The sequence below is a fragment of the Spirosoma sp. KNUC1025 genome (assembly GCF_045160025.1).
Classification (GTDB): Bacteria; Bacteroidota; Bacteroidia; order Cytophagales; family Spirosomataceae; genus Spirosoma.
This window is the reverse complement of record NZ_CP087139.1, coordinates 6484624-6502410: the sequence shown is the minus strand read 5'-3', so window position 1 is coordinate 6502410 and position 17787 is coordinate 6484624. Positions and strand designations below refer to the sequence as shown.

12 protein-coding genes are annotated in these 17787 nt (G+C 47.2%); 9 read left to right on the top strand and 3 right to left on the bottom strand.

From position 1 onward, the window contains the following. From pabB to LN737_RS28480, 8 genes are all read left to right on the top strand, one after another. Nucleotides 1–1320: an aminodeoxychorismate synthase component I gene (gene pabB / locus LN737_RS28515; RefSeq protein ID WP_405514289.1), complete on the top strand. Its 1320-nt coding sequence runs from the start codon at nucleotides 1–3 to the stop codon at nucleotides 1318–1320. Nucleotides 1321–1612: 292 nt separating this feature from the next. Further along, the gene (locus LN737_RS28510) at nucleotides 1613–4471 is read left to right on the top strand and encodes an outer membrane beta-barrel protein (protein WP_405514287.1); all 2859 of its coding nucleotides are present in this window, start codon (nucleotides 1613–1615) and stop codon (nucleotides 4469–4471) included. Nucleotides 4472–4523: 52 nt separating this feature from the next. Next, a complete protein-coding gene (locus LN737_RS28505) occupies nucleotides 4524–5270 on the top strand; it encodes a GLPGLI family protein (RefSeq protein WP_405514285.1) in 747 nt (248 codons plus the stop codon). A 99-nt stretch (nucleotides 5271–5369) separates the two neighbouring features. Further along, entirely contained in the window at nucleotides 5370–5747 is a 378-nt protein-coding gene (locus LN737_RS28500; protein WP_405514283.1) for a hypothetical protein, read from the top strand. A gap of 250 nt (nucleotides 5748–5997) precedes the next feature. Continuing rightward, nucleotides 5998–7449, top strand: coding sequence for a pyridoxal phosphate-dependent decarboxylase family protein (locus LN737_RS28495; protein WP_405514281.1), 1452 nt, complete (start codon nucleotides 5998–6000; stop codon nucleotides 7447–7449). 96 nt (nucleotides 7450–7545) lie between these two features. Further along, entirely contained in the window at nucleotides 7546–8082 is a 537-nt protein-coding gene (locus tag LN737_RS28490; protein ID WP_405514279.1) for a TetR/AcrR family transcriptional regulator, read from the top strand. 544 nt (nucleotides 8083–8626) lie between these two features. Further along, a complete protein-coding gene (locus LN737_RS28485) occupies nucleotides 8627–10054 on the top strand; it encodes a TlpA family protein disulfide reductase (RefSeq protein WP_405514277.1) in 1428 nt (475 codons plus the stop codon). Nucleotides 10055–10158: 104 nt separating this feature from the next. Beyond that, nucleotides 10159–10503: a hypothetical protein gene (locus LN737_RS28480; protein WP_405514275.1), complete on the top strand. Its 345-nt coding sequence runs from the start codon at nucleotides 10159–10161 to the stop codon at nucleotides 10501–10503. A gap of 478 nt (nucleotides 10504–10981) precedes the next feature. On the opposite strand, the gene LN737_RS28475 is transcribed toward LN737_RS28480, so the two are convergent. The 3 genes from LN737_RS28475 to LN737_RS28465 form a co-directional block, all read right to left on the bottom strand. Beyond that, nucleotides 10982–11803: an alpha/beta hydrolase gene (locus tag LN737_RS28475; RefSeq protein WP_405514273.1), complete on the bottom strand. Its 822-nt coding sequence runs from the start codon at nucleotides 11801–11803 to the stop codon at nucleotides 10982–10984. 505 nt (nucleotides 11804–12308) lie between these two features. After that, nucleotides 12309–15743, bottom strand: coding sequence for a ThuA domain-containing protein (locus tag LN737_RS28470; protein ID WP_405514271.1), 3435 nt, complete (start codon nucleotides 15741–15743; stop codon nucleotides 12309–12311). Nucleotides 15744–15905: 162 nt separating this feature from the next. Beyond that, nucleotides 15906–16676 (bottom strand): META domain-containing protein, encoded by a 771-nt coding sequence (locus tag LN737_RS28465; protein ID WP_405514269.1) that lies wholly within the window; start codon nucleotides 16674–16676, stop codon nucleotides 15906–15908. Between the two features lie 158 nt (nucleotides 16677–16834). On the opposite strand from LN737_RS28465, the gene LN737_RS28460 reads away from it, so the two are divergent. After that, nucleotides 16835–17749, top strand: coding sequence for an LEA type 2 family protein (locus LN737_RS28460; protein WP_405514267.1), 915 nt, complete (start codon nucleotides 16835–16837; stop codon nucleotides 17747–17749). Nucleotides 17750–17787: the final 38 nt, after the last annotated feature.

Genomic DNA, 17787 nt, shown 5'->3' with positions numbered 1-17787 from the left:
ATGAATGTCCTTCGTATAGCCAGTGAGGATATACAAGCGTTTCGATGGCGTGCGCTGGACTGGGCCGTCCGTCAACAAACACATACAGAGGATTTTGTCGCTTTTCTGAATAACAACGGCATTGCTTACCCAAATGACCCGTTTCCTGATCGACTGTTTGTCGGTGCGAAACGGGTCATTTCGTTTTCAGGCGCAGACGCTTTTGAGGAAGTATACAGAGTGCATCAGGAAAAACCGTCGTTTCTGGTAGGTTATTGGGGCTATGATCTGAAAAATCAGGTTGAAGCCCTAAGCAGCCGAAACCCAGACAGGCTCGGTTTTCCGGACGTTTATTTTGTTGAGCCGCGGTGGATTATCGATTTTGAGATGACAAACCTGCCAGATGGTAACGTACTCATCTCGGGCGAGGGTGATCCGCAGGAATTGCTGAAAGAACTAGACCAATACCACTCTCCGCTTCTCAAGCCATTACCCGAGGCAACGCGAGCCAATGTCAGCTGCCGCGTTACGTCCGACGATTATCAGACGAATGTTCGCCAGATTCGGCAGCATATTCTGGCAGGAGATGTATACGAACTGAATTACTGCATTGAATTTTTTGCGGAGAATGTCCAGCTCGATCCGCTGGCAACGTACCATGCCCTGAATAAACGGTCGCCGATGCCGTTCTCCAGTTTTCTGAAACTGGGCGACCACTACGTGATGGGTGCATCGCCAGAACGGTTTTTGAAGAAAACAGGTCGAAAAATTTTATCCCAACCCATTAAAGGGACTATCCGACGAGGGCAAACGCCGGAAGAGGATGCGTTGCTACGTGCCCAGTTACTAAATTCCGAAAAAGAGCGGGCTGAAAACCTGATGATTGTTGATCTGGTACGTAATGATCTGGCACGTAGCGCCCGAACCGGTTCTGTAGTCGTCGACGAACTCTTCGGAATTTACGGTTTTCGGCAAGTTTATCAGATGATCTCGACAGTTTCGGCTACTCTGGGTGATACCGTTTCCTGGGCCGACGCTATCCAGCATGCTTTTCCAATGGGCAGTATGACCGGCGCTCCTAAAATCATGGCCATGGAACTGATTGACGAACTGGAAGCGAGTCGGAGAGGGCTCTATTCAGGTGCTATTGGCTTTATCACGCCGGAAGGTGATTTTGATTTCAGTGTTGTGATCCGAACGTTGCTCTATAATGCCCACAGCGGTTATGCCTCATTTTCGGTGGGCAGCGCCATTACCTACGATTCCGATCCTCAACAGGAATGGGAAGAATGCCTGCTAAAAGCCCGCGCGATTCGGGACGTACTGGAGCAGGGCGATTAAGTGATCAATAGCCACACGCCACCTCCGGCTTGAACGTTAGTGAGCGAAACAGGGCGGTATTAACTGCTGATTAAAAAAAGTTTCTGCTTGCTTGTGGAATTTTGTCCCGTTTTTTCTCTTAGTCAATAACACTTGCAACGTTTATCGGCACGAATGACTCATTATAAGCGAGTTGACCGTTTACGAAATTAGCTACTATAAATTTAGTTAAAAATCGTTAACGAGTTAGCTACGCTACGTTCATCCGACTAGCTTTGTCGCCGTATCCTATTCCCTTTGTCCCTCATACTCCATGAAAAACCTTTTCCTGTTGGCCGTATTGTGCCTACTGACTTCTGCGCTCTACGCGCAAACGGCTCCACCCACTCGGTTTACATTACAAGGCCGCGCCGTTGATACGGCTGCCGCTCCGCTGGCTTCCTCGACTGTGATGTTGCTGAACCCGAAAGATTCGTCGTTGGTGAACTTTACCCGAACGGGCGAAACGGGCGCTTTTGCCTTCAAAAACATCAAATCAGGTACGTACATCCTGAAGATATCATTCGTTGGTTTTGTGCCTCACAATCAGGTTGTTAAACCGACAGGCGATGCGGTAATGAACCTGGGCGACCTGAAAATGAAACCGATAGCCCGGGAACTGATGGAAGTAGTAGTAAGAACAGCAAAGGCTCCATTGACCATCAAGGGCGATACGATTGAGTACAACGCCAGTTCATTTAAGGTGCCACCTGGATCTACCGTAGAAGATTTGCTGCGAAAACTACCGGGGGTTCAGATTGATCAGGACGGCAACATCCGGGCGCAGGGGCAGGAGGTGAAAAAAGTGATGGTGGATGGAAAAAGCTTTTTCGGAAATGATCCCAAACTGGCTACAAAAAACCTTCAGGCAGAAGCTATTTCGAAGGTGCAGGTGTATAACGACAAAACCGAGCAGGCCAAACTTACAGGCGTTGAGGACGGCAAGAAAGAAAAAACCGTGAACCTCGAGCTTAAGGAAGAATTTAAAAAAGGTGGTTTTGGTAAAATAACAGCCGGAGCGGGCCCTGCTTCCAACGACTTATCGGCACGTACCGAAATCAAGGGCAATTACAACAAGTTCGATTCCAAACGACAAATTTCGGTCATCGGCCTGGGCAACAATACCAACCAACAGGGAATCTCGTGGAATGATTATCAGGATTTCAGAGGAAGTAATTCGTTTAACTGGAACGATAATGCCGACTTCGGCTTCAGCAGTGGCAACCGGTTTATTTACTTCGGAGATGATGACGAATCGCTGGGTATTCCGGTGAATGGAGGGCAGGGCAGAGGGTTTTCCAATAACGTTGCCGGTGGCGCAAACTACAATTACGATACGAAAAAAACCAAACTCAGTACGAGCTATTACTACAACCAGACGCGGCTGGAGCTGAATGCCTTACGAAATCGTAAAAACTTCCTGGAAACCGGATCATTCCGAACCGAGGAGAACAGCAGCCAGGTAAATTTCAATGGTAATCACCGCGTCAGTTTACGATTTGAAAAACAGCTTGATTCGCTTAATACGCTGGTTTTTATCAACAACAGTCGGTTGAATAACGGCAATTCGAACCTGCTTACCCTTCAGAACTTGTATCAGACAAGCGCTGCGCAAACGGATGTGCTTTCTACCCGGAACACGACGAATAACCTCACCAGTGCCCGCCAGCTCGGCTCCGCTAATTCACTGATTTATCGGTTGAAATTTAAAAAGAAGGGGCGTTCGTTTGCGGCCAGCGCTACGTATCAGATCAATACAAACGATGGAGATCTGGATTTGTACGCCAGAAATGAATTTTTACAGGCTACCAGCGTCAACGATCAGTTGCGTGTTATTCGGCAGGGACAGGCCACCAACAGTCTGCGAAACGAGTACAAAGCCAGCCTGCTGTACGTTGAACCTTTTGCCAAAAAGTATTTCTGGGAGAGTTTTTACAATTTCAGTCTACGCTATGATGAAGTTGACCGGGATGTGTTCAACAAAGGCGATAACGGACAGATTCTTACCAGAAATGACTCGCTGAGCCGGTATTATAAAAACAACTATGTATTCAATCGCCTGGGCAGCAGCCTTCGGTATTCGTACAAAGGGCTGAATATTTCGGCGGGGCTGGCGGGGCAACAGTTTTCGCTCAATGGCAAATACGCGCCCGATCAGACATCCGCCAATTTCAACCAGATCAGCCGCACATTCACAAACGTAGTGCCGAATGTTTCGCTGAACTACGATCTGAAAAATAATAAGTACGTAGGGGCTGGTTATGATGTGGGGGTTCGGATACCGTCGTCGCGGGATTTACAGCCCATCGTCAACAACAGCAATCCGCTGTTCATTACGCAGGGAAATCCGAATTTGCTGCCGCAACTGGAGCATAATCTGAATACCAACTTCAGTTATTTTAACCCCGGCAGCTTTACCAACTTTTTTGTAAATATCTACGGAACGTACTACGTCAACCAGATTGTGTACAGCCAGTTTGTTGATCAGCAGACACTTGTTACACGTACCGTACCCGAAAACCTGACGGGCGGCAAGAACCTGGGTTCGTACATTAGCTTTGGCTTCCCGTTGAAGAAAACGAAAGCCACCATGGGCATCAATTCACAGCTGAACTTTGGCAATAATCTCACCAATATAAACCAGGTCTTAAACCAGACGAACAACCAGAACTACAACATCGGTGTGCGCCTGGACCTGACACCAACCGAATGGCTGACGTTCTACGGGTATGGCAACATTGGCCGTACCAACACGAGTTATTCCATTAATTCAGGGCAGAATCAGACGATTATCAACAATAATTTCAATGGCGACCTGACACTGAAACTACCTGCCAGTATTTACATCAACACCAGCCTGAACTACCGTGTCTACAAAAACGAGCGGTTCGGCTTCGACCAGCGCATTCCGCTCTGGAACGCATCGGTCTATCATATTCTGGGTAAAGCCAAAAAAGCAGAAGTTCGGCTCTCGGCGGTCGATATGCTGAACCGGAATATAAACGTGTCGCAATATGCCGGGCAAAATTACGTACAGGATGAGCGAGTGCTAACGCTGGCCCGGTACTTTATGCTTAGTTTCACCTATAATATGCGTGGAGTTCAGGCCAAAATGCGCCGGGATGGTTTTTAAAACCTGTCATTCGGCCAATGGTATGTGGTTCGACTAAAATCCTTTTCCTATTATGAAAAAAATATTGATAATTCTGTTTCTGCTAGTCAGTTCGCTCGTATCGGCCCAAAAAACCGAGGGGGTTGTTACGTATGTCCGAAAGGAACATTGGCTTAAAATCATTGCCCGACTGACGTATCTGGGGCAGGAAGAAAAAGACAGGGCGGCACAAACCTGGAAAAACGTTGAGGAAGAGGATAAAGGCGAGAAAATGAAACTGGTCTTTACCGAAAATGAAAGTTTATACACGCGTAGCAGCGAGGAGCCGGAAGATGGTGGGTATTCCTGGCGCCGGTCGGAGTTGAAACTGTACCGGAATTTTGCGCAGGATAAAAAGACCGATGTTATGGAAATGCTGGGCAAAACGTATGTTATTGACGATTCGCTGCATACGCCGGTCTGGAAAATCGGTAACCAGATTAAAGACGTTGCCGGTTACATATGCATGAAGGCCGAAACGGAAGACCCAATCAAGAAGCAGAAAATTACGGCCTGGTTTGCTCAGGATATTCCGGTTCCAGCCGGTCCTGAACGCTACAATGGTTTACCCGGCCTAATTCTGGAGCTGAATCTCAACGAAGGCGATGTTATTATTGAAGCGACGAGTGTTACGTTCAAAAAGCCAGCGCCTGATGAGCTTAAGCTTTCCAAAACCAAAGGCAAGAAAATCAACGATGTGGGCTATGATGCCTTAATACGTCAGCATATTGCCGAGAGTATTACGGCTCACCGAAATCCGTACTGGGCCATTCGGTACTAAAGTCAGTAAGCAATTAATTACCAGGTACGTTCGCTCAAAATATTCACTGAGCTATTAGCCGGCTGACTAACTTCCGTTGTGTTCTAAACGGGTTTGATCATGCCGGCTCCAACTATCTATTTTGATCCCCCCTACGACATTCACCCGTTGCGCGGGCAAGTACTTCAGATCGTTAATGCGGCTAATCCATTTGCATCCCTGCTCAGCATTGGCAGCGAGTTCGCCAACGTACAAAACCGCATCCCCAATTTTTATTTAGATTCGGAAGGGATTCATAACTATACCCGCATCGAAGAAGTCTGGATTATGCCCACCAGACTAACCATTACGCCAGGGGTTAGGCATCAGGTGCGGCTGTGTATACGTTTTTACGACGCGGTTGTTGCACAAATCGGTAATCAACGTAACGGCAATAATTTTATTGACGAACAAGAGGTTCCGCGCTCCGGCAAGCTCATCACCCGAACGTATCAGTGAACCCGTACACCTGATGGCGGAGTGGTGCTCTGGATCGGACGGAAAGCCACCATTGGGCGAGGGGAGGGCAGTAGTGGCCTGAGCTTCGATCAGCTAAGCCGATAGGTGTTTAAAACAGTCTAAAACGTTAGCCAGACGGACCAGTACGTTTTTTTGCGATATCTACCAGTTGACAGCAACTTATGATACGTAATACGATGACAAACCATCGGGAAACGCCCATTCAGATTCCTGAAGAGGAATTCAAAAAATGGGTTATCAACTCATTGATGCCATTGCTGAGTTTATGGCCAGCATTGACAGTAAGCCGGTTACAACGGGCGAGTCGCCCAGGCAGTTGCAGTCGATTCTCGGCATGCAGCCACTTCCGGAAGAGGGCCGCTCGGCTGACGATATTCTGTCAAGGGCCACCGAGTTGTTGTTTAATCACTCGCTGTTCAATGGTCACCCTAGATTTCTGGGGTATATAACGGCCGCTCCGGCACCTATGGGTGCGCTGGCTGATCTATTAGCGGCTGCCGTTAATCCGAACGTAGGGGCTAATATTTTGAGCCCCATTGCCACCGAAATTGAAAAACAAACCGTACAATGGCTGGCCGAATTTATTGGAGTTTCGCCTGACTATGGCGGCCTGTTGGTGAGCGGGGGGAATATGGCCAATTTCACCGCTTTTCTGGCGGCACGGACGGCCAAAGCGCCAAAAAGCGTAAAAGAAGAAGGCATCGATAATGCGTCGCAACGGCTGGTGGTTTACTGTGCGAAAACGACGCATACCTGGATTGAAAAGGCGGTCATTTTATTTGGCCTTGGGTCGAAAGCAATTCACTGGATTCCGACAGATAGCCGCAATAGAATGGACAATAAGATTCTGGAGCAGACGATAAAAGCCGACTTTGCTAAGGGATGTACTCCACTAATGGTGATTGGCACTGCGGGTGACGTTAGTACCGGGGCTGTTGATGACCTTAAGGGAATTGCTTCGCTTTGTAAGGCGTACAACTTATGGTTTCATATCGATGGCGCCTATGGAATACCGGCGGCTGTGATTCCAGAATTAAACCACTTATTCGAAGGGGTCGCCGAGGCCGATTCCATTGCTCTTGACCCGCACAAATGGCTATACAGTCCGCTTGAAGCGGGATGTACGCTTGTGAAAAACCCCAATCATTTGATCGATACGTACAGTTCCCATCCCGTTTACTACAACTTCAGCCATACGGACGATGTGCCACCGCAAAATTATTATGAATACGGATTTCAGAATTCACGGGGTTTTCGAGCCCTGAAAGTCTGGCTTACGCTGCAACAGGTAGGCCGTAACGGGTACGTTAAACTGATTGGTGACGATATAGCCCTGGCTCAATTATTATTTGATCTGGCCCAAAACCACGCAGAACTTGACGCCATAAGCCACAATTTAAGCATCACCACCCTGAGGTATGTTCCCGCTGATTTGGGAGATAATCTGGAAAATAGCGAGTCCTATTTGAATACATTGAACGAAGGGCTGCTTAACGAATTACAACGGGGCGGGCGGGTGTTTTTATCAAATGCGGTGATCAATACAACGTACTGTTTACGGGGGTGCATTGTGAATTTCAGGACTTCAAAAAAAGATATTGAGGAGATTGTCGACATTATAGTCAGCGAAGGCCGGAAAATGCACCAGAAGCTATCTGCGCAGATTGCTACGGTCAGGTAGCCGGTTTGGGCAGATGCTGTTATATTGCAGCTGTTTGTATTCGAAGATGAAATGGTGCTAAAGAAAGTTGTTAAGCGCAGGAATAAAGAGAAAACCATGGGTAAGATCCTGCAGGCTGCAGGAGAGGCTATTGCTCGGGGAGGGGTAAGTAAGGCAGGGGTCAATGCCATTGCCAAACAGGCAGGTGTCAATAAGGTGCTGCTTTACCGCTACTTCAGCGGGTGGAACGGGCTGGTTGAAGGACTTTTTGACCATATTCTGGCGACCATTCACACGCAGGCCACCGAATTGAAGGTATCCGGCTCATCGGCTTCTATAGAAACATTCGCCGTTCAGTATTATCAGGCGTTACATACCAACGTAGCCTTTCAGGTATTGATACGTTGGCAAATGGACAACAAACTGACAGAGTTGGGCCAGCGTCTGGGAACACTTCAGAATCAGTTTCTTCAGCAGGTAGGAGCGGCAACGCGTATTGAAGCGGGCCTGATTCGATTACTGATTGCCGGGATTACACACTCGATCCTGACGGAGGATAAACAGAGCGGGGCTGAATCAACAGCGCTTACGGAGGCTGTTATTCGCAGTTTCTGCGTCCGACTTGCTCCATCAGAAACACTCGTTACGGAGTAGCTGGTTTTAGTTAATTTTTTGAGAATAAGTTAGGCGCGGCTAAATCTAATATAGCGCTTCAATTGACTGTCTAACAAAATCTGATTTTGTTTACTGTAGAGTCATATACCGGTTGAGTGTCCAACACAAAAACGATGAGAGCAGGCTTTGTTTATTCGTTGAGAAGAGCTGTATTACCGGCTCAAACGGCAGACCATAGCGGAGTACCAGCAGGAGCTTGAGCTTGCCACAGGCCTGACGAAATATTGGATTCGTTGGAAACGGGGAACTGCGCTGGAAATTCGGTATAATCAATTGCTCTTTTCTCAAAACTAACCATGCCTTATTCTTGGAAAGAGCATGTATAATGTCAATCCCTTTACATGATCGTATTTATGCAAAAGGTCTAGGAATAGTGCTAACTTGCTGTGGGGCAATAAATTTATACTAACCTTAGGACTGCATTGTAGCCCTTCAGTAAACATACGTTCTTGCTGGCGCTCAGTAAAGCTTAGCTAAAGATAGTTTCTACCAATCTTTTGATCTTATTTCCACGTCTTAAACTATGAACCTGTTTCGAATTGCTTGGCTGTTATATTTACCTTTGGCTGGCGTCGCTCAATCACAACCATCGCCAGCCAATTCTATTCACAAAAACGCAAAAACAGTCCTTAAAATTGTTTATCGGAACAACCATAAAGTTCGCTTCATAGAGGGATATACAATTAACCTATTTCCACCTAACGAAGAAGTTCAGATCCAAGATTCAATCCCTATCGGAGAAGGCCAGAAATGGATTAGTTATCCGGTACTTTCGGCGCAACAAGGCTTTTTAGCTATCGACTTAATCGGATCAACCATTTATTTGGTTCCGGGCGATACGCTTACTCTAGCGTTGGATCTGAGCCAACCTAATCCTTGGCAGTCATATCACTATAGGGGTCAGTATGCTACCATTAATACGTATTACGCTGAACAGGCACGTCGGCTCAATAGTATTCCTTCTCTAACCAGAGCGCAATTGGCTCAGCAAGCCCCTTCTCTGGGGGCTTATCAACAAAAAATGGACTCGCTGCTGCGGGTTGAGCTGCAATTCCTCACTACTTACTCGGCGCACACACACTTACCCGAGTGGTTTATCCAGCAGGAGAAATTGCAGATTCGCTACAACGACGCTTATCTAAGGCTAAATGGCATAGATTATCGAAACTTTACCAACGAAGGTCGCCAAGAGACTGTCCCGTCTACTTTCTATCGCTTTCTCAATCTGGAACTAGTTAACAATCCCAATGCAATTTATTTACTGGACTATCACTTATTTCTGACTAGCTATTTTTTATATGAGTTAAAAAGAGAGCATAAACCAGACACACCGGATATGATTGTCTCTTTAGCCTTTACCCGCTTAAAAGCACCCATTCGAGATATATTTGTCAGTCAGTACGTTGGCAAAATTTTAGCGCGTATTCCCGCTAAAGGTGAACACCTCTTGGCTCAGTATTATCCTCGTCTCACCAACAAAGAATGGCTCGATCAGCTAAAAGCGTATTACCAAGCGAAAAATGGCCTTAAGGTTGGCCAAATGGCTCCTAATTTTGTTTTGCCCGATCAAGCTGACTCATTAATCGGACTGAAAAATTTGCGGGGTCAGGTAGTGTACTTAAGTTTTTGGTTTGTGGGCTGCGTGCCTTGTCATAAAGAAATACCTCATGAAAATGAGTTAGTGACCTACTTCAAAGACAAACCAGTCAAGATAGTAAGCATTTGCCTAACGAGTCCGAGAGAGAAATGGCTCAGCAGTAGTGCGCAGTTTGGCATCTCAACCGTTAATCTCTATGCGGACAAGAATTGGGAAAACACCTTGATTAGTAAATACAACGTGGATGCTTATCCGCGTTACGTACTGATTGACCAAGCGGGTAAGATTGTTCAAACCCATGCTAGTCGCCCGAGTGACAAAGCGAGAGAGGAGATTGAACTGTTACTGAAATAAATAAAACTGATTTGAGCAATTGTTTTAGCCATCAATAGTTAACGGGTAAAGTCGTTTAAGTTTGATCCTGGTTAGTACCCATCATTCACACGCAGGCCACCGAATTGAAGGTATCCGGCTCATCGGCTTCTATAGAAACATTCGCCGTTCAGTATTATCAGGCGTTACATACCAACGTAGCCTTTCAGGTATTGATACGTTGGCAAATGGACAATAAACTGACAGAGTTGGGCCAGCGTCTGGCAACACTTCAGAATCAGTTTCTTCAGCAGGTAGGAGCGGCAACGCGTATTGAAGCGGGCCTGATTCGATTACTGATTGCCGGGATTACACACTCGATCCTGACGGAGGATAAACAGAGCGGGGCTGAATCAACAGCGCTTACGGAGGCTGTTATTCGCAGTTTCTGCCTCCGACTTGCTCCATCAGAAACACTCGTTACGGAATAGCTGAGTATAATTTTCTAGAAAAAAGAACGGCGAGTAAATCTGGAGCAGAACCGGTAGCAACCGTTCGTCTAATTCGTTGCACGGAAACAAAATCCTCATTTACCAGGTGCTAGAATTCAAAAAAACGTGTCTCAGTTTGATTTTTTCCGCACCTCCCAAACAACAAAAAATAGGAGCAGTACGGCCAACTGGAGAACTGCCCATAACCAATTCCCATCCACGCTGTAACCAGCCGAGGCCAGCAATAACGAGACGATAAAAAGTAACCGGGACCAGTCCCTACGCCCTTTCATCAGCGCATAGTATATACCGGCAAGAGCGAGAATACGTAAAACAAACAATAACGCTACCACAATTCCTGTTTATTGGCTTAGTCGAAATCGAAGGGATACTTGTAAACATTTGCCCATATCTTAACATAAAAACAGTGGCTGTTGTAAAAGTGGATAATCGGGTGTTCAACACTATGGATTGCAGACTAAGAATTCGAGAGTAGTTTTTTTATTAGTTGTGCTGTTTGAGGGTGAGTTAAAATCGTTTCGTGGGTTGATCCTGCCAAAGCCAAAAAATGATCGTTAGAGTCTAGGTATGATTTCAGTTTATAAGCTGTACTATTTGGATTATCTGTGCTCACGACCACAACAGGACTTGAAGCCGTTCGTACATCCTCTTCGGTGGGAAAGACAAAGCCGTTCACGGAGGGAAAGGGATAATAGAGTATATCCGTAAATCGGTCGCTAAAATCACCACCGGCTGAGGCTGGATCAATCAGTAGAGTGAATTTTGGTCGGTTATCAGAGGCTAAATGAGCCGCCACCCTGCCCCCTAGTGAATAACCGCAAACGATAATGTCAGCTTCTCGATACCGGTGCTTCAACGAGTCATAAACCGTTTGGGCATCACTAAAGAAATTGTTTAAGCTAATACTGCCTTTACTTTTTCCGTGTTGACGATAATCAGTTATCAATACATCATAACCGAATTGCAGAAAGGTTGGAGCCATTGCTCCCCAATTAGCTAATGTGCCCCCATTACCTTTCCAGAAACAAACCACTCCCATTGCTTTCGGGGCTTTGAAAAGTAAAGCATTCAACAATCCGCCACGGGGAGTTTGAAAATTTAGTTCTTCGGTATTTTGTGGAAAGTTGTACTTAAAATCACTCGGTAGTGGTGTTGACCTATAACGAGCCGTTTGCTGATCTTTCTCCGTGTAGAGCAGTAGATATACACCAGTATAGCACAATAAGATTATCAAAAACCCTGACCAGAGCCACTTAGTTTTTACCGCTTTGGCTACCATCCGATTACGAATTGAAGGAGCTCAAAACTAGGGTGTTAGCGGACAAGTGATCAATTAATAAACGTTAAATTTGCTGTTGTACAAACTGCACTACGTTAAATCAAGCTTCTTGATAAGTCATAAGTCAGTAGAAGGAAATTGATGAAATTTTCAAACAATTCGTTAGCTGCCCTGTTATACTGTTACATTTCGCTCGAAGTGGTTCTAAATGCACTTAAAACGCAGCTCTAGGTCCGCACACAGAGCGAAACGAAAGCCAGGTGACTTCGTGTTGTCTGGCTTTTATTTTTTCGAGGGTTTCTCTCGTAGTTGGTAAGGCCAATCTATGTTTTATTGACATACTACCGGCTTTTCTTCTCCTGCGACGGACGCCTTTCCAGGCAACAATTTGGCCTGTTTTCAGGGCTTTTATGCAAGGTCATAGTGGCTGGGATACCATTAAAACAAAATCGCCACGGTCGTTGCTGACCGTGGCGATTTTGTTTTATGTGATAATTGCGTTCGCTTACATTCCCTGCGTATCGAACTGCACTTTGTCCAGCGCAAACAACGGCTTCTGACCGGCAGCCGGGTTTACAAACACCAGATACAGTTTATGCGTACCGGGCGCTGGCTGACGGAAGGGTATGCTAACAGGGCCTACAGTACCCGATGCTACCTCGGTTTCGCCGAGTAAGGTGCCCGTTGGCGAGTCGAGCCGAGCTTCGAGCTTACCTCCTGCCGTTTGTGTCGTCGAAGAAAACACGGTTGGCGATATACTCGCAATACCCGTCAGGTCAATATCATTGAAAGCGATATAACTACCTGATTTTGTGCCAATAGCCGCCGGGCCGATTTTAGGAATATCATACTGAAAAATATCCTGCTTCACATCGGCAGTAATGGCTTTTACCGATGGCGAACGTAGCGCCAGTGAAGTCGAGCCGGTCAGGGGGCCAATGACACCGTTGCCCCGGTCTGTGTAAGTAGCTGTAAGAATGTACGAGCCATCTTTTTTCTGCTGAACCGGTACGTAATCACCAGCAATGGGCTGACGATTGGCGGCTTTCTCATCAGCCAGCGACAGAATATACCGTACCATGTCGGTAACCTCACTTTCTTTCAGTTGTGGGTGAGCGCTCATGGCCTGTTCGCCCCAGACGCCACCACCACCCGTAATGACTTTTCGCACCAGTTTACTCTCAACCTGCTGGCCTTTGTATTTTTTCGCTACGTCCAGATAAGCGGGTCCAATCGATTTCTGATCGATGGTATGACACGCTTTACAGTCACTGAGGTCAATCAACCGTTTGCCGGTCGAAAAGCCCGTATTGGCCTGGTGACCCTGTGCCAGCATCGTTTTGTCGAAGCCTTCCAGATAGTCAATCGTCATCGTTACGTCGTCGGGGCTGATACCTTTCTGCAACGTACCATCTTCTTTGTCAACGACTTTTACAGCGTATTTAACGGGACGGTTCGGGAAATAAAAGGTTTTGTTTCCGGCTACGGCTACTTCGACTTTAGGCTCGTCGTTACCAACTTTAATGTTCATCGTTTTCGTCGCTACGTTTCCGGCGGCATCAGTCACTTTCAACGTAGTGGCATACACACCGGGTTTGCTGAACGTAACGGTCGGGTTGGCTGTCGTTTGTTTGGGCATGTTCTGACCGAACGACCATTCGTATTTCAGCGCATCACCGTCGTAATCCATCGAGCCTTTGCTGTCGAATTTTACCGTCAGTGGCGCTGCGCCTACCATTGTATTCGCACTGGCAAGGGCTACGGGTTTCCGGTTTCCGGCATTGTACGTAATACGCGACAGACGGGCATCGGCGTTCTGCCCAAACCATTTTTGCCCATATTCAATCGTGTACAGCGACCCATCTTTAGCAAACTGCATGTCGATGATGTGCGAAAATTTCGCGCTGGGCATAAAGGTTTCCATCTTCACGAAATCGCCGTTTTCTTTCATCGTAACCGGATGAATCCAGTCGCGAATCCAGTCGTACGCAAAGAATTTACCATCGTAATGGCGAGGGAATTTCACCGCCGTTTCCGGATAATCATCATAATAATAGACCGGTCCGCCCATCGCGTTACGTCCGCCTTTGCCTACGATTTCGCCAAATTCCGGTGAGTCGGCATAAGGGTAATAGATGTACGCTTTCTGAGCCGGGGGCAATTCAGTAAGTCCCGTGTTGTTGGGTGAGTTGTTGATCGGATGTTCCGGGTCAAACAATGGGCCGGTGGTACTGTCGGCAAAGGTGCGCTGGTGGTAGGGCCGGTTGTCGGCAACGAACAGCGGCCAGCCAAAATACCCTGCCTTACGGGCCTGATTGATTTCGTCGTGACCGCGCGGACCGTACTTTTCGCTGTTATTTCCGGCATCCGGACCAACTTCGCCCCAATACAGATATCCCGTGCGCTGATCGACCGAAATGCGGTAGGGGTTACGGTTACCCATTACGTAGATCTCAGGCCGGGCTTTTGGGTTTCCTTTCGGAAACAGGTTGCCTTCCGGAATGCTATACGTACCGTCGGATTCTGGATGGATGCGGACAATCTTACCGCGCAGATCGTTGGTATTGCTCGATGTCAGGCGGGCATCCCAGCCTTTGCGGCCCGGACGTTCGTCGATCGGTGCGTATCCATCGGAGTTGAACGGGTTCGTATCGTCGCCGGTCGAGAGATACAGATTGCCTTTTTTATCCCAGGCAATGGAGCCACCTGTATGGCAGCAGCCGTCGCGTTTAACCGGAATCGTCAGCAGTACCTTTTCGGTGCTGAGCAGGACAGTATCCTTCACATCGTCATAAACAAAACGCGACAGATGTTGAGCCGTGTCAGCAACTGTCGCGCCAGTCAAGGGGGAATAGTATACGTAAATCCACTTATTCTGTTTGAAGTTCGGGTCAATATTCAGTCCCATCAGGCCATACTCAAACTTGCTGAATACCGGGAAGTTAGCGACTATCTTTGCCGTTTTTTTTTTAGGATCGTAGACCTTCAGTTCGCCTTTACGTTGTGAGTAAAGAACCTTGCCATCGTCCAGAACGGCCAGTTCCGTAGGTTCATCCATACCCTGAATCAGAACCTGCTGTTCAAAGCGGTTTTCTTCAGGAAACGGCTTGGTGATGGCCTGACCAAATTTTAGATTGGTTGCCATAACCGATTTGATACCACCCAGAATGTGCTGTAAAAACATTGGGTCACTATACGATTCGTCGGTATGACCGCCACCCGTATAAAATGCTTTACCGCCCTGAAAATCGTGATGCCAGATAAAAGGGTGATTGTCGCCGTTTTTACCGCCTTCGTAGGTTTTTTCGTCCAGTTTACCCAGCACTTTCAGATCAGGCTGAATGCTTTTGTAACTGTACCATTCGTCCCAGCGCTTCCAGCGGTCGGGCAGCATTTTTGTAGCCGGGTGATTCTTGTCAACAATTTCGATTTCAGCATTTTGCTGCTTGGGATGGTTTAGGAAATAAGCGCCCACAAGCTGGTTGTACCACGGCCAGTCATATTCTGTATCGGCGGCTGCGTGAATACCCATAAAACCACCCCCTGCCTGAACGTATCGCTCAAAAGCAGCCTGTTGGGCATCGTCGAGCACATTGCCCGTTGTACTGAGCCAGATAACCGCGCCGTACTGCTTGAGGTTGGCTTCGTTGAATTTGCTGGCGTCCTCGGTCGTGTCAACCGCAAACCCATTCTCCTTGCCAAGCTTCATAATGGCTAGTTTACCAACCGGAATAGACGCATGCCGATACCCTTTGGTTCTCGAGAAAACCAGCACTCGGTTCAGCGCAACGGGATTTTCGCTGGCAACGCTTGTCGCTTTAGCAGCCGCATTACGTTTTGCCATGGTTTGCGCTATAGCTGGTCCACACAGGCCAGCCGCAGTAGATACCAGCACGCCCGCCAGCAAACACGCGCGGGAGGGAAGCCGTAAGTTTTTCATAGAGTATTGGGGGTTTTAAAACAGGTTGGTTGGGAAACAAGTAGACGTTAAAATCAGGTTAACTTATTCGGTGATTCGATTGACTTTTAATAAGAAACAAAAATAACGAAAAAGCGAACGCCATACTATAGGTGCTCGCATTTAATAAAGGTCAATTTGACACTAATCTACCTTTTTGAAGACCATTAGTTGCTGACCATTTCTGAGCAACGTCAATTTGCCCTCCGCAATCTGGTAGCTGACAGGCTGGACAAGTGCATTCAGAAAGGTATTCTCGAATGTACCAACCGGGTCGGCACAGGCCATCTTGGTCATCACCATTGGGCCGAACTGAATCAGGCGGGTGTCAGCTTTAACGTTCCCACTGAGTCGATTGCATCCGGTAGTACCCGTTACGCGGCCTTCGGTCAGCGAAATTTCCAGACGCGGCACTTCCCGGCCTGTTCCGCTGGCGCTGATACTACGTCCCTGAAAATCAGTGAGAACCCATATGTCCTGTAGTAAAGCGAGTTTTTGCAGGGATATCCCGCAACCAATGTAGTTTTTCCCACGTACATCCAGTTGAACCCGGTAATCGTATCGCTGGCCTGTTTTTGAGTCTATACAGCTATCGGGCCGGAACACGACATTGAGGCTCCCGGATTCAACCTGTGCGTTATAGCGAAATACCCCATCCGAATCCGTCTGTCGCTCGGGAACAGTGGTGGTAAGGCTGTCGCCATTTGCCGATTTGAACGTCATCTGGCCTTTGGACGAATTGACGGTAAATGACCAGGAAGGATCACTGCCAACGGCAACTAACTCGTCGCCGGATTTTAAATAACGAGTGTAGTCGGCGGGTTGGCCGATGGGAGAGAGCATAGCCGCAAACTGCGTCGATGGGCGACGGCAGGCTGTTACCAGAATCAACAGACCAAACAAAAGGGTGCGCATGGCCAAAATAACGTTCAATGTATGGGTAAGACTCCCCGCAGTTGCAAAAGTTTAACAAATACTTCGGCTACCCTAACAAAAGTAGGCTTATCTCCCCGTTCCTGAACAGTTGCATAGCATTGATGTTGTTACACTTGATTCAAAGTAGATGATACGTTATGAAAAAGGGCTTGATTATTGGGTTACTGGTACTGCTGATTGCCGGTGCCGGTGCATATATCTGGTATAGAACCACACTCGACAGACGGGAGAGTACCGGCAAGCCGTACGACAATACGCTCAAACCACGTCTGGAACTGACCCGATTCAACATAACGAATGTTGCTGAAGAGGCCATCAATATGGAGATGTATCTGCTGATTGATAACCCTTTGCCCATTGGCTTTAAAGCGCATCAGATGGATTACACCGTATACATCGCCGATACGCCTGTTGTGAAAGACTCGTACAAAAAAGCGATAGAGATCAAGTCGGGTGATAGTACGTTGCTGGCTTTGCCGGTTAAGATACTGGCTAAAACGATGACGCAGGTACTGAAAACTCTCGAACGAAAAGGCATCGACAGCACAACGTATAAAGTGCGGTCAAGCTTTGCGCTCGATGTTCCTATTCTGGGCGAAAAGACGTTTGCCATTACGATGGAGCGTCGATTGCCGACCTTTTATCTGCCTGAAATCAAGATCGAAGATATTGATTTTGGCCCGCTGGGATTAAAGCGAACCGACGTAGCGGCAAAGGTGAATATAACCAACAAAAACAAGATCCCCTTCAATATAAGCGATGCGCATTATACCGTCACGATTGATGGCAAAGAGATTGCTGACGGGCATCAGCCTGATCCTATTTTGATTAAGGCGCAGGCTACCACGCCTGTTATTTTTCCGGTAACCGCCCGGCCGGGTAAAACATTGAGCGTACTGCCAAAAATGCTATTCGATAAAAAAGATACACCTTATCTGGTTACGTTCCGCTGTAAACTCATCGACAAAAAAGGCGATCTGGCCTTTAAGGACAGCAAGTTTGCCTCCACCATTAGAGGTACATTAGATGATTTCAAAAAGCTGAAAAAGTGAAACGAGAGCAGCCGTTCGTGTAGTTGTAGTTCTGTTGC